The organism is Sphingobium sp. TomMM15 (assembly GCF_055397045.1).
Genome location: NZ_AP027314.1, coordinates 402,685 through 415,416, shown reverse-complemented (window position 1 = coordinate 415,416; position 12,732 = coordinate 402,685). Strand labels below are relative to the sequence as shown.

14 protein-coding genes, 1 tRNA gene and 1 other RNA gene are annotated in these 12,732 nt (G+C 63.4%); 7 read left to right on the top strand and 9 right to left on the bottom strand.

Translation table 11 applies throughout. The annotated features are described in order from the left end of the window. Window positions 1–45: 45 nt before the first annotated feature. From ACZ51H_RS02260 to thiE, 3 genes are all read right to left on the bottom strand, one after another. Window positions 46–630 carry a M23 family metallopeptidase gene (locus tag ACZ51H_RS02260; protein WP_460987693.1) on the bottom strand — a complete coding sequence of 195 codons (585 nt, stop codon included), beginning with the start codon at window positions 628–630 and terminating at the stop codon, window positions 46–48. Beyond that, complete coding sequence (locus ACZ51H_RS02255) at window positions 627–1,724, bottom strand: L,D-transpeptidase family protein (RefSeq protein ID WP_464802316.1); 1,098 nt, start codon at window positions 1,722–1,724, stop codon at window positions 627–629. Before ACZ51H_RS02255 ends, ACZ51H_RS02260 begins: the two co-directional genes overlap by 4 nt. A gap of 178 nt (window positions 1,725–1,902) precedes the next feature. Beyond that, on the bottom strand, window positions 1,903–2,595 hold the full coding sequence (thiE, locus tag ACZ51H_RS02250) for a thiamine phosphate synthase (protein WP_464802315.1): 693 nt from the start codon (window positions 2,593–2,595) through the stop codon (window positions 1,903–1,905). A 38-nt stretch (window positions 2,596–2,633) separates the two neighbouring features. Between thiE and ACZ51H_RS02245 the strand changes: the two genes are divergently transcribed. Further along, window positions 2,634–3,386, top strand: a complete 753-nt coding sequence (locus tag ACZ51H_RS02245; protein ID WP_464802314.1) for a DUF72 domain-containing protein — start codon at window positions 2,634–2,636, stop codon at window positions 3,384–3,386. Between the two features lie 67 nt (window positions 3,387–3,453). Here ACZ51H_RS02245 and ACZ51H_RS02240 read toward each other — a convergent pair whose 3' ends face one another. The 4 genes from ACZ51H_RS02240 to tkt all read right to left on the bottom strand — a co-directional run bounded on the left by ACZ51H_RS02240 (window position 3,454) and on the right by tkt (window position 8,797). Beyond that, window positions 3,454–4,350 carry a fructose bisphosphate aldolase gene (locus tag ACZ51H_RS02240; protein WP_464802830.1) on the bottom strand — a complete coding sequence of 299 codons (897 nt, stop codon included), beginning with the start codon at window positions 4,348–4,350 and terminating at the stop codon, window positions 3,454–3,456. Between the two features lie 95 nt (window positions 4,351–4,445). Then, complete coding sequence (locus ACZ51H_RS02235; protein WP_464802313.1) at window positions 4,446–5,678, bottom strand: phosphoglycerate kinase; 1,233 nt, start codon at window positions 5,676–5,678, stop codon at window positions 4,446–4,448. A gap of 111 nt (window positions 5,679–5,789) precedes the next feature. Then, the gene (gene gap, locus ACZ51H_RS02230) at window positions 5,790–6,800 is read right to left on the bottom strand and encodes a type I glyceraldehyde-3-phosphate dehydrogenase (protein ID WP_464802312.1); all 1,011 of its coding nucleotides are present in this window, start codon (window positions 6,798–6,800) and stop codon (window positions 5,790–5,792) included. A 29-nt stretch (window positions 6,801–6,829) separates the two neighbouring features. After that, a complete protein-coding gene (tkt, locus tag ACZ51H_RS02225) occupies window positions 6,830–8,797 on the bottom strand; it encodes a transketolase (protein ID WP_464802311.1) in 1,968 nt (655 codons plus the stop codon). 174 nt (window positions 8,798–8,971) lie between these two features. Between tkt and ACZ51H_RS02220 the strand changes: the two genes are divergently transcribed. The 5 genes from ACZ51H_RS02220 to ACZ51H_RS02200 all read left to right on the top strand — a co-directional run bounded on the left by ACZ51H_RS02220 (window position 8,972) and on the right by ACZ51H_RS02200 (window position 10,566). Further along, window positions 8,972–9,169, top strand: coding sequence for a hypothetical protein (locus ACZ51H_RS02220; RefSeq protein WP_460987686.1), 198 nt, complete (start codon window positions 8,972–8,974; stop codon window positions 9,167–9,169). Next, the gene (locus tag ACZ51H_RS02215; protein ID WP_449471534.1) at window positions 9,162–9,497 is read left to right on the top strand and encodes a cell division protein ZapA; all 336 of its coding nucleotides are present in this window, start codon (window positions 9,162–9,164) and stop codon (window positions 9,495–9,497) included. The genes ACZ51H_RS02220 and ACZ51H_RS02215 overlap by 8 nt, the downstream gene beginning before the upstream one ends. An 11-nt stretch (window positions 9,498–9,508) precedes the next feature. Then, a non-coding RNA gene (gene ssrS, locus ACZ51H_RS02210) (6S RNA) lies at window positions 9,509–9,665 on the top strand. A gap of 86 nt (window positions 9,666–9,751) precedes the next feature. Further along, a complete protein-coding gene (locus ACZ51H_RS02205) occupies window positions 9,752–10,330 on the top strand; it encodes a 5-formyltetrahydrofolate cyclo-ligase (protein ID WP_464772034.1) in 579 nt (192 codons plus the stop codon). 47 nt (window positions 10,331–10,377) lie between these two features. Then, window positions 10,378–10,566 carry a DUF2842 domain-containing protein gene (locus ACZ51H_RS02200; protein ID WP_464772577.1) on the top strand — a complete coding sequence of 63 codons (189 nt, stop codon included), beginning with the start codon at window positions 10,378–10,380 and terminating at the stop codon, window positions 10,564–10,566. Window positions 10,567–10,762: 196 nt separating this feature from the next. Here the strand turns inward: ACZ51H_RS02200 and ACZ51H_RS02195 are convergent. Together ACZ51H_RS02195 and ACZ51H_RS02190 are read right to left on the bottom strand one after the other, a co-directional pair. Next, window positions 10,763–10,839: transfer RNA gene (locus tag ACZ51H_RS02195), tRNA-Asp, on the bottom strand. Between the two features lie 41 nt (window positions 10,840–10,880). Then, entirely contained in the window at window positions 10,881–12,035 is a 1,155-nt protein-coding gene (locus ACZ51H_RS02190) for an AI-2E family transporter (RefSeq protein WP_464802310.1), read from the bottom strand. A 159-nt stretch (window positions 12,036–12,194) separates the two neighbouring features. Here ACZ51H_RS02190 and ACZ51H_RS02185 point away from each other — a divergent pair, with 159 nt between their 5' ends. After that, a complete protein-coding gene (locus ACZ51H_RS02185) occupies window positions 12,195–12,662 on the top strand; it encodes a hypothetical protein (RefSeq protein ID WP_449474600.1) in 468 nt (155 codons plus the stop codon). Window positions 12,663–12,732 lie beyond the last annotated feature (70 nt).

The window sequence follows — 12,732 nt, the reverse complement described above, 5'->3', positions numbered from 1 at the left end:
GCTGGGCGCGCCTCTACATCGTGCCGCCGCGAAGGGCAAGTAGGCTCATCGGATCGGCCGCGCGAGCAAGGGGTAGGGATTGATCGCCCGTCCCCCGTACCATGGCTCGCCCGGCGCGATCTCATTCACGGCAAAATGGAGGTGCGGCGCTGACGGATCGGCATTGCCGGTGCTGCCGACGGTGGCGATCTTCTGCCCCCGCCGCACGCTCTGGCCCTCTGCCAATCCGGCGGCATAGCCATCCAGATGCGCATAATAAAAGATCCGCCGACCGTCAGGCGATCGCTCATAGATGGTCAGCCCGCCATCCGCGCTCGTGAACAGCTTCTCGATACGACCATCCGAAGCCGCCAGCACAGCCCGCCCCCGCGCCGCCATGATGTCGATCGCATCATGCGGCCGCGCGCCGCCTGCCCTCGCCTGCGTAAAAGTGTCGGTCAGCGCAGTCGGCGGCACACCCTCAACCGGGATCAGCAGCGGCCCAGCCTCTGCCGCAGCCGGACGCTCAGGCGGCAAAGCCGTCCTTTCCGGGCCACCCGGAACGATCCGTACGCACATTTTCAGGAACAGTAACAGCAGCAGGACGGCGACTATGATGCCCAAAAATCCTCGCCGCCCCGGCCTCCTCATCCCTGGAACACCGCCTTCACCCCGCTCTTCACCATCTGCGCCAGCCGCGCCGCATCCCAGTTGGTCAGGCGGATGCAGCCATGGCTTTCGGTGCGCCCGATGGTCTGCGGTTCAGGCGTGCCATGAATACCATAATGCCGCTTGGACAGATCAATCCAAACGACGCCCACCGGACCATTAGGCCCCGGCTTCAACACCGCCTTCTCATCCTTCGCATCGGCATCCCAGAACAGGTCGGGATTATAATGGAAATCGGGATTACGGCTGATCCCCTTGATCTCCCAGGTGCCGAGCGGCAACGGATCATGTGCCGATCCCATGGTCGCCGGGAATTGCGCGATCAGCTTGTTGGCCTTGTCAAAAACGCGCAGCACGCCTTCGGACTTGTCGACCACGATATGATCGGCCTGCGGCTGATCCTTGGCGACCGCCAGGCTGGCTAGCGTATTGCCCCAGCCGCGCTCATCGCCCTCAATCTGCGCCACCGGCTGATTGCCCACGGCTGGCACTCGCACCGTAGCCCCCGGCCCAAGCTTTGTATTGGGCGCATTCAACGCCACCAGCACTTCGGGCTTGGTATGGAACCGCTCGGCCAGCTTCTCGATCAAATTGCGATAACCCAGCGCAGGCAGCTTCGCCTGATCGGCATATTCCTTGGGGATCGCGGTGAACGGACCACGCGCAAAGCCCTCAGGGATCGTCACCAGCCATGTAGCGGTCGGCGGCTTGTCCCCCAGCAACGCCTTCGCAGTCGCCTCATCATATTTGCCGGTTTCCGGTAAGCCCTTCGCCTCCTGAAATCCCTTCAGCGCGGCGGTGAAGGACATGCCCTCCTTCCCATCCAGCACGCCAGGAGAAAATCCCGCCCGGTCAAGCGCCACCTGCGCCTGCAAGATCGAGTCCGCGCGAGCAGGCGCACCGCCCGGCTCGGGCACTATGGAGAAGGCATAAGGATCGCCGACCGGCTTAACCGCCGCGCCGTGCGCTGCCTCCTTCTGATCTCCGGGAACCGTTGTCCCGCTTTCATTGGCGTCGGTGACGGCAACCTTGCAAGCCGAGCAGAGCAGCGTGAGCGCGAGCAGATATGTCTTCAAGGCGATACTCTCCCGATGTTCGGGGAGAGAAACGCGCAAAGCTCAGGAAAGCTGCCTCCTGCCATTAACTAGCATCCGGCGAGACCTATTTAGAGCACAATATGTTCGATCTAAATCACTACGTCCGTTCGGGCGAACGGCATCAGGAAGTGGCGCTGATCCATAAAGCCACGCTTCTCTAAGCCCCTCCCAGCACAGCCGAAAATGCCGCAACGCCCGCGCGCGGCCCGTCCGGATGCGCCCACACCGCGCTGCTCACCGCCAGAAAGTCCGCACCCGCCTCGACCAGAGGCGCGGCCTTATCCGCCGTAATCCCCCCGATCGCCACGCAGGGCAGCTCGAACAGGGTCGTCCACCAGCCAAGGATCGACGGCTCGGGCCGATGATGCGTTTCCTTGGTCGTCGTGGGATAAAAGGCGCCGAACGCGACATAGTCCGCTCCGGCCTCGCCCGCTTCCATCGCAAGGTGACGGCTATCATGGCAAGTGACACCGATCTGGACCTTCGGCCCCAATATCTTGCGCGCCTCTCGCGGGTCGCCGTCCCCCTGCCCCAAATGCACGCCATCCGCGCCCAGCCGCTTGGCCAGCGCTATACTGTCGTTGATGATAAAGGCGACCTCCCGCTCCGCGCACAGCTTTTGCAACGGCTCTGCCGCGAGGGCGATCGCGTCCTCATCCACGCCCTTCAGCCGCAACTGGAAAGCCGCAACCTTGCCGCCATCCAGAGCCTCGGCCAACTGCGCCCCGAAACCCTCGTCGATCGCGGGCGGCGATATGAGGTAAAGCTGGCAGGCCGGGCGGAAGCCCTTGTCGAACTGGTCAGCAAAATGCGGATCGAGCGCCAGCTCTTCGTCAGTAAAATCGGTCATGCGCAGCCCTTAGCGCGTTTCGCCGCCCAAGGAAAAGAATGGAACCTCGTTCGGCCGCGGCGGCTTGTCCTGTCATGATCAGAATCGGCTGCTCAGGATGGAACTACCGCCACTGGCGCGGCGCCTTCTACCCGGAAAAACTGGCGATGAAGCGCTGGTTCGCCTTCTACGCCGACCATTTCGACTCGGTGGAGATCAACAACAGCTTCTACCGCCTCCCCAAGCCGGAGACCGTCGACGGTTGGCGCGGCCAGGCCCCGCCCGGATTCTGCTATGCGGTCAAGGCAAACCGCTATCTCACCCAGGCACTGAAGCTCACCCACTGCGAGGAGCCGATGGAACGGATGATGGCGTCCTTCCGCCATTTCGGCCCAACGCTGGGTCCCATCCTCTACCAGCTCCCGCCTAGCCTCACCCTCAATCTCACTCGGCTCGAAAGCTTCCTCAAGCTGCAACCCGCCGACGTCGTCCCCGTCTTCGAGTTCCGCCACCGCAGCTGGTATGAAGACGCGACTTACGCCCTGCTCGACCGGCATGGCGCCAGCTTCTGCGTCCATGACATGCCCGGATCATCCAGCCCCCGGATGGCGACGGGCCGCGCCGCCTATGTCCGCTTCCATGGCGGGCAAGGCAAATATTGGGGCCGCTATGCCGAAGATGATCTGCGCGAATGGGCGGGTTGGATGAGGGATCAGGCTCACCAGGGCCGCGCCGTCTGGGCCTATTTCAACAATGACATCAATGCCGACGCCATCCACGACGCCTTGGCGCTCAAGGACATGATCGGATGAAGAAGCCTTAGCCCGTCAGGCAAATGACGGCTGCTCGGCACATATCGCCAGCAGCCCTCATCTCACATCACGCCGCCTTCTTGGTCGAAGCGGTGTAGATTTCGTCGATCGCCTGACCCAGCGAAGCGTTGAACTCATCCTCGCTCATCTGGTGGCGCAGGTCGTTCAGCAGCGCGCGGCTGAAGCTGGCGATGATGCCGCGATTCTTCGCCAGTTCGACGCAAGCCTCGGCGCGCGAGAAGCCGCCCGACAGCGCGACGACGCGCAGCACCTTGGGATGGTCGACCAGCGCGTCGAACAGGCCAGCCTTTGCCGGGAGCGACAGCTTCAGCATCACCTTCTGGCCTTCCGGCAGCGCGTCCAAGCCCTTGAGCAGTTCCTCAAGCAGGATCTGGTCGGCGTCGGCGCGTTCGGGGCTCTTGATGTTGATCTCGGGCTCCAGCATCGGCATCAGGCCGGCGGCGAGAACCTGCGCGCCTACCTCGAACTGCTGTTTGACGATCGCGGCAATGCCCTCGCGGTTGGCGAGATTGATAACCGAACGCTCCTTGGTCCCGAACACGCCGAGCGACTTTGCCCGCTTCAGCAGCGCATCGAGTTCCGGCATCGGCTTCATCATCTGAACGCCGTTCGCCTCGTCTTCCAGGCCCTTGTCGATCTTGATGAAAGGCACGACGCCACGCTCGATCAGCGCCTGCGGCACGGACTTCCCGCCCGCCTGACCATCCATCGTCCGCTCGAACAGGATAGCACCGATCACCTTTTCGCCGCTAAAGCAGGGCGAGGTGATGATGCGGCTGCGCATGTCGTGGATGAGGCCGAACATCTCCTCATCGTTCGACCAGGCACCCTCTTCGATGCCATAGCCCTTGAGCGCCTTGGGCGTCGATCCCCCGCTCTGGTCGAGCGCGGCAATAAAGCCGTTGCCGCCCGCAATCTTGTTCATCATGTCCTGATCCAGCATCTGCACATACTTTCTCTGTAGGGTTGCACCGCCCCATCGGCGGCATCGGAAAGAGGAAAAGGCCGCCATCCTTTTTGGACAGCGGCCTTCGAAGTTCACACCATCAATGCGCTGACGCCCGGCAGGTCCTTGCCTTCCATCCATTCGAGGAAAGCGCCGCCTGCCGTGGACACGAACGTAAAGTCGCCCGCCACGCCCGCATGGTTGAGCGCCGCGACGGTATCGCCGCCGCCCGCCACCGATATCAGGCCACCTTCCTTGGTCAGCGCCGCCGCCGTCTTGGCCAGTGCCACCGTCGCCTTGTCGAACGGCGCAATCTCGAACGCGCCCAGCGGCCCGTTCCACACCAAAGTCCGGCAGTTCTTGAGCGCGTCGCCCAGCGCCTCGACGGCGGCAGGCCCCACGTCCAGGATCATCTCGTCGGCGGCGACCTCATGCACATTGCATGTCCGCAGCGACGGCGGATTAGCCGCAAATTCCTTCGCCACCACCACATCATAGGGCAGGTGAATGGTGCAACCCGCAGCCTCGGCCTTGTCAAAGATCGCCTCGGCCGTCTCCGCCAGATCCTTCTCGCACAGCGACTTGCCGACATCGACGCCGCGCGCGTGGAGGAAGGTGTTGGCCATGCCGCCGCCGATGATCAGATGATCGACCTTGGCGACGAGGTTGTTCAGCACATCAAGCTTGGTCGAAACCTTCGCCCCGCCGACGACCGCCGCGACCGGCTTCACCGGCTCGCCCAGCGCCGCCTGCAGCGCATCCAATTCCTTCTCCATCGAGCGGCCCGCAAAAGCAGGCAGCTTGTGCGCAAGACCCTCAGTCGAGGCATGCGCCCGGTGCGCGGCGGAGAAAGCGTCGTTCACATAGAGATCGCCGATCGCGGCCATTGCATCGACCAGCGCCGGATCATTCTTTTCCTCGCCGGGATGAAAACGCGTATTTTCCAGGATCGAAATGTCACCCGGACGCATAACCGCGATGCCATCGACCGCCGCTTCGCCGCAGCAATCGGGAATGAACTGCACGTCACGCCCCAACACCTGCGTCAGCGGCCGGGTGATCTTCGACAGCGAATATTCCGGGTTCTTCTGCCCCTTGGGCCGTCCGAAATGCGCCAGGATCAGTACCTTGGCACCGCGATCCGCCAGCTCCAGGATCGTCGGCATCGCCGCCCGCAAGCGCGTGTCGTCGCTCACCGATCCGTCCTGCATCGGCACGTTCAAATCTTCGCGCACCAGCACGGTCTTGCCGCGGATGTCGCCCATATCGTCCAGCGTCTTGAAGGGCTTGGCCACCAATATGCTCCCAGCCACCCTACCCGTCATCCCAGCGAAAGCTGGGATCTCATGCCTCCAGGCAGGGACTTGATAAACAAGATCCCAGCGTTCGCCGGAATCACGAAAAAGGGCGGGTTTTTAAGGCCCGCCCCGCTTCTCTTACAGCAGCCCGGCGACCACGCCGGTCGTATCGATCATGCGGTTCGAAAAACCCCATTCATTGTCGTACCAGCTGAGCACGCGAACCAGATTACCGTCGATAACGGCGGTTTCCAGACTGTCGACAGTCGAGCTACGCGCGTCGCCATTATAATCGATCGACACCAGCGGCTCGTCGGAATAGCCGAGCACGCCCTTCAGCGGACCAGCTTGCGAAGCAGCCTTCAACAGCTGGTTAACTTCGTCCTTGGTCGTACCGCGCTTGGCAATGAACTTGAGGTCTACGACCGAGACGTTCGGGGTCGGCACGCGTACCGACGAACCGTCCAGCTTGCCCTTGAGCTCCGGCAGAACTTCACCCACGGCGCGCGCGGCGCCGGTGGTGGTCGGGATCATCGACAGGGCGGCAGCGCGGGCGCGGCGCATGTCGCTGTGCAACTGATCCAGAGTGTTCTGGTCATTGGTGTAGCTGTGGATCGTCGTCATGAAGCCCTTTTCGATGCCGATGGCGTCGTGCAGGACCTTGGCGAGCGGCGCCAGGCAGTTGGTGGTGCAGCTGGCGTTCGAAATGACGATATCGTCAGCGCCCAGCGCGTCGTGGTTCACGCCGAACACGATGGTCTTGTCGACGCCGGTCGCGGGGGCGGAAATGATGACACGCTTGGCGCCAGCGGTCAGATGAGCGCTCGCCTTTTCCTTGGACGCGAAGATGCCGGTGCATTCGAGGGCGATTTCGACACCCTGCGCCGCGTGCGGCAGCTTGGCGGGATCGCGCTCGGCGGTCACCGCGATGCGCTTGCCGTTGATGATCAGCGCATCGCCATCGACGCTGACGTCGCCAGCCCAGTTGCCATGAACGCTGTCCCGCTTGAACAGCAGGGCGTTTGCCTTGGCATCGCCCAGATCGTTGATGCTGACCAGTTCCAGATCATGGTCGGTGCGCGACAATATGGCGCGCGCCACCAGCCGACCGATACGTCCGAAACCGTTAATTGCGACCTTCGTTGCCACTGCACTAGCCTCCTGATTGGTAGTTGTTCTCAATGATCGAGAGCGGCCGCAACCTGCGGCGCGATCTTGGCGGCCGTCAGGCCGAAATGGTCGTAAAGCGCTTCTGCCGGAGCCGAAGCGCCGAATGTGTCGATGCCGAAGCGTAAGCCGGCGATGCCGACATAGCGTTCCCATCCGAATGTCGTCCCTGCCTCAATCGAGCAGCGCAGCACATGGTGCGGAAGGAGATCATCCTTATACGCCTGCGGCTGCGCGTCGAAATGCGCCCAGCTCGGCATGGAAACCACGTCCGCGCCGATGCCTTGGCTCTCCAGCAGCTCGGCGGTGGCGACGGCAATCTCTACCTCGGAACCAGTGGCAATCAGCACGACCTTACGGTCGGCCTTCGCCGCGCGCAGGCGATAGGCGCCCTTGGCGCAGAGATTCTCGCTCTTCTCGGTGCGCAGCTGGGGCAGGTTCTGACGGGTCAGCGCCAGCACTGACGGACCATCCACGTCCTTCAGCGCCAGTTCCCAGCATTCCGCCGTCTCGACGATGTCAGCCGGGCGATACACGTCCAGGTTCGGGATCATGCGCAGCGACATGACATGTTCGATCGGCTGGTGGGTCGGACCATCCTCGCCAAGGCCAATCGAGTCATGGGTCAGCACATGGATGACGCGCTGCTCCTGAAGCGCGGCCAGACGGATGCCGCCACGCATATAGTCGGAAAAGACAAGGAAAGTGCCGCCATAGGGAATGACGCCGCCATGCAGCGCCATGCCGTTCATCGCACAGGCCATGCCGAACTCGCGAATGCCGTAATAAACATAGCGGCCCGAATAATCATCCTTGGTGAGCGGCCCCGTCGACTTGGTCTTGGTGTTGTTCGACCCGGTCAAATCCGCCGAACCGCCCAACGTCTCGGGCAGCAGATCATTGATCGCGCCCAGCGCCAGCTCGCTTGCCCGGCGCGTCGCGACCTTCTGCGGATTGGCGATCAACGTGTCGATATAGCTGTTGAGCGAGAAGTCGGCGGGCAGCTCGCCAGCCATCCGGCGCTCAAATTCCGCCTTCTGGCCATTGTCAGCCAGACGGCCTTCCCAGGCCGCGCGCACTTCGGCACCTTGCGAACCAATGCGACGCCACTCGGCGGCAATATCGTCAGGGATGATGAAGGGCTCGGCCGTCCAGCCCAGAAACTCGCGAGCCGCCGCAACTTCCTCAACGCCCAGCGCCGAACCATGGACGCCCGAAGTACCCGCCTTGTTAGGCGCGCCATAGCCAATCTTGGTGGCACAAGCGACCAACGACGGGCGCGGATCGGCCAGCGCCTCGTCGATCGCGCGCCGCACATCGGCAACGTCATGACCGTCGCACGACACGACATGCCATCCTGTCGCGACATAGCGCGCCCGCACATCTTCGCTGCTCGACAGGTCGACCGAACCGTCGATGGTGATCTTGTTATCGTCCCATAGCACGATCAGACGGCCAAGGTTCAGATGCCCTGCCAGGCCGATCGCCTCATGGTTGATGCCTTCCATCAGGCACCCGTCGCCCGCGATCACCCAGGTGCGGTGATCGACCAGATCGTCGCCGAACTGCGCATTGAGGTGCCGCTCAGCAATCGCCATGCCGACTGCGGTGGCCAGGCCCGAACCCAGCGGCCCGGTGGTCGCCTCAACGCCCGCCAGCTCGAAATTCTCGGGATGCCCGGCGCAGGGGCTGCCCAACTGACGGAAATTGCGGATGTCCTCAATCGTCGGGCGCGCATAGCCGGTGAGGTGCAGAAGCGAGTAGATCAGCATCGATCCATGGCCCGCCGACAATACGAAACGGTCGCGGTCGGCCCATTTGGGCTGGGTCGGATCGAACTTGATATAGTCCTTGAACAATACCGTCGCGACGTCCGCCATGCCCATCGGCATGCCCGGATGGCCGCTGTTCGCCGCCTGCACTGCGTCCATGGAAAGCGCCCGGATGGCGCTGGCGAGCGACTTTTCGGATACGGTCATCTAGGCTGGCTTCTTTCCTGCTTGACTAAGCGGCCCCCTGCTGAGCCGACGAATCGAAATCCGGTCCCCTTTGTCGCGTTGCACCCAAAGCGTCAACCGTGGCAGGACCGTGGAGAGCGCCAAGCCGTCCAATCACGGCTTTTGCAAGGCGAAAACTTTGTTTATGCGTGGGTCATGGCAAGCGATCGCATGATGCAGGCTATCGGCGCACTGGAGCGCGCGGTAAGTCGGCTGGAACAGGATGTGCAGGGTCTCGCGGTCGCGGGTCCGGCCTCTTCCGCCTCCTCCGGCATGGACCCCGTCGCCGCGCGCGCGGCGCTCCGGTCGCTCGATGAACTGATCGCCGATCTTAAAGGGGACTCGCGTGGCTGAAACGAACCTTCAGATCGCCGGGCGTCATTATGCAATCCGATGCCGCGATGGTGAGGAAGCCCATCTTGCCCATCTCGCCAGCCTGATCGAACGCAAGGCACGCCTTGCGCAGCAGAACACGCCGGGCCTTACTGAGGTACGCACCCTGCTGTTCGCCGCCCTCTTCCTGGCTGACGAACTTAACGACCTGAAGCGGGAAGCGATCGGCCGTCAGCAGAGCCTGGCCCTCGATGACGACGATGACGCGGCTGCCCGCGCGATCGAGGCGCTCGCTGCCCGGATAGAAAAGCTGAGCGACAGGCTTGCCGCACCGCCGCCGGACGCCTAGATAAGGGACGACGGGTACTGCCTCGTACGAGCTTTAGCGAACATCCCTGAGGCGATAATCACATCCAAGGGGGCTGTCCCTGGGCGGGTCCAGGCCCGATCTACATGGTCCCCACCTGACGTTGAGGCGTCAGAGGATATTCCAGCAAACGGCCAAGGCGGTCCCGTCACCCTCCTCGTTCTCTCCTCCGTTCGTTTCGAGCGCAGTCGAGAAACCGGTTTCCAGCCCCCTCCTCCAGGTCTAAACGCGGCCCCATGAGCGAAGACCTCGACAAGACCGCCCTGCGCACCCTCGCCCGGACACACCGCCGCGCCTTCGTCCAATCGCTCGATCCGCTGGCGCACAGGCTAGCCTTCAAGGCACTCCCCTCGCCGCTCGCCCGCAGGCTGGATAATGCGCAGACGGTCGCGCTCTACATGGGCCTGGACGATGAAGCGCCCGCCCAGCGCCTCGCCCCGCAACTCGCAAGTCTGGGCAAGACCCTCGCCCTCCCCCGCGTCATCGACCGGCTCGGCAGCATGGAATTCCTCGCCTGGACGCCGGAGGATCAGCTTCACCCCGGCCTCTACGGCACGCACCATCCCGAACCCAGCGGCCCGCCCGTCGCGCCGGACGTCATCATCGCCCCGCTGCTCGGCTTCGACCGTGCGATGAACCGGCTGGGCCAGGGCGGCGGCTATTATGACCGCGCCTTCGCCCGCTACCCCGATGCGCTGCGGATCGGCCTCGCCTGGTCGGTGCAGGAACAAGACGCCCTGCCCGCCGACCCGTGGGACCTGCCGCTCCACATCATCCTCACCGAAGTTGAATTGATCGAAGGACCCGACGCGTGAACCGCCAGCCTGCACCCTACGAACCCAGCTGGCGCAAGCCCGTCGGCATGCTCGCCATCGTCGGGCTCATCACGCTTTGGGCAGTCCTCGTCGGCAGCCTGTCGGGGCTCATCGGCAGCCTGCCGATGATCGTGCAGGTGCCGGTTTATGTCTTCCTCGGCATCGTCTGGATCTGGGTTCTGCCGCTGAAGCGCCTGCTCGCCTGGATGGAAACGGGCCGCTGGCGGCGCGGCTGACGCGCCATATTTTCGGCGCGGCCAAGGCATCCAACTCCGTCGTTAGTAGCGCCCACTTCGTCATCCCAGCGCAGGCTGGGATTTCGTGGGACGAGACCGCACGTAAAGACCTGAGATGCCAGCTTCCGCTAGCATGACGCTCATCAAATTATTGTGAAATCCCGGCCCTTAAGGACCATCCACTCTTCAAAAAGAGTGGCGCGAGTGACGGGGCTCGAACCCGCGACCTCCGGCGTGACAGGCCGGCGCTCTAACCAACTGAGCTACACCCGCGTTCGGTGTGGGCGGGCATCTATGCGGGACCGCCGGACCTGTCAACCGGCTCTTTCGCCACTTTCTTCTTTCTCGTCATTTTCTTCGCGCAGCGCCACCGTCAGCGTCCCGCGCTCGAACAGGAAACCGGCGATATCCGGGGTTCCAGCAGCCCCCACCACGGTCTGGATGATGATCAGCAAAGGCACGCCCAGGAGCGCGCCCGGCGTACCCCACACCCATCCCCAAAAGGTCAGCGACACCAGAATCAGCAGCGGGTTCATCGTCAACCGCCGCCCCAGCACCATCGGCGTGATCACATTCGCCTCCACCAGATGAAAGCCGATCTGCGTCACCGCAGGCGCCAGCGCCCGCCACACATCGTCAAACACCATGAGGCCGCCCAGCGCCAACAAGGCCGCAGCCAGCATCGGCCCGAAATAGGGCACAAAATTCAGCAGCGCGACGATCCCGCCCCACATCAGCGGCGAAGGCATGCCAATCAACCACAGCGCAAACGCGACCGCCAGCCCAAGGCACAGGTTGATCGTCGCGATCGTCAACACATAGGCGGACGTCGCATCGACCACATTCTGGATCACCCGCGCCACCGCCATCGCGCCGTCGAAGCTGCCCCGGCTGTTGATCGTCCGCCGCCGCAGCCGCGTCCAACCGGCGAGGAAAAAATAGATGATGAGCAGCGCGAACACCATCTGGATGATCGCGGAAGGCGCGGAGGTCGCGGCAAACTGCAACAGCGATCGCGGAGCATCCACCGCCGCCGTCTGGGCCGCCGCCACAGGCCCCGTCGCCAGCATCTGCACGGTTTCATCCACGAAATGCTGCAACTGGGAATAAAAGTCGATCAGCGGCGCCAGATTGTCCTGAATCTTGGGCAAGCGCTGCGGCAGCAGCCTGAACCAGTCGGTCGCCGGCACCACGATCAGCACCAGCGCGGTATTCGCCACCACCAGGAACGCAATCACCGCCGCCAGCGCCGCCACGGCCGAAGGCACCCGACGCCGCTCCATCCATTCCAGGAACGGCACCAGCGCAATGGCGATCACGATCGCTGCCGTCAGTGGCAGGAAAAACTCCGCCCCCTCGCGCAAGGCAAAGGGCAAGGCAAGGAGCAGCCCAACGCCCGTCGTCAGCGCGATCGACGCCAGCAGCCGATCCCGCCGCCGGTTGATTTCCAGCTGTTCATGAGGTGTCACTGAACGATCGATCCTGCCCGCATGTCGACAATGTGTACCGGCCCGCCACAGCCCGTCAATTTCATTCATCGGCCCTGACATGACTAAGGCCCATTAACCAAATTTTCGCTCCCCTGTCCTAAGCAATAGCGAAACGGGGATCGGGGCTTTGAACGGATGATGCGTAAACTGGCGCTGCTGGGCATGGCTGGATGGGCGATGCTGCCCGCCACATCACTGGCCCGTACGGACCTGCGCATGGAAACCCAGATGTTTGTGGAGCGCGTCCATACCGACATCAACGGCCGCGCCCGCCGCACCCTCGCCAGCGCCACGCGCGCGGCGCCGGGCGACCAGCTGCTCTTCGTCGTCAACTGTCGAAACGAAGGGCGCGGACCAGTTCAGGGCATAGCCCTCACCAACGCCGTTCCCCGTGGCACCCTCCTCACGGCGCCCGATCCATCGATGCAAGTATCGGTGGACGGCGGCCAACGCTGGGGCCGCCTGGACGAGCTTTGGCTGCCCACCCCGCTAGGCGGCGTCCGCAGGGCCGTTCCCGCCGACATCACCCATATTCGCTGGACCAGCCCCACACGCCTGTCGCCGGGCGAGACCGCGCGTCTGAGCTACCGGGCGACAATGCGGTGAACCAAAAAAAGCCCCTCCCTTTCAAGGGAGGGGACGGGGGTGGGTCGCCGCGCCAGCGGCGTTCTGCCTT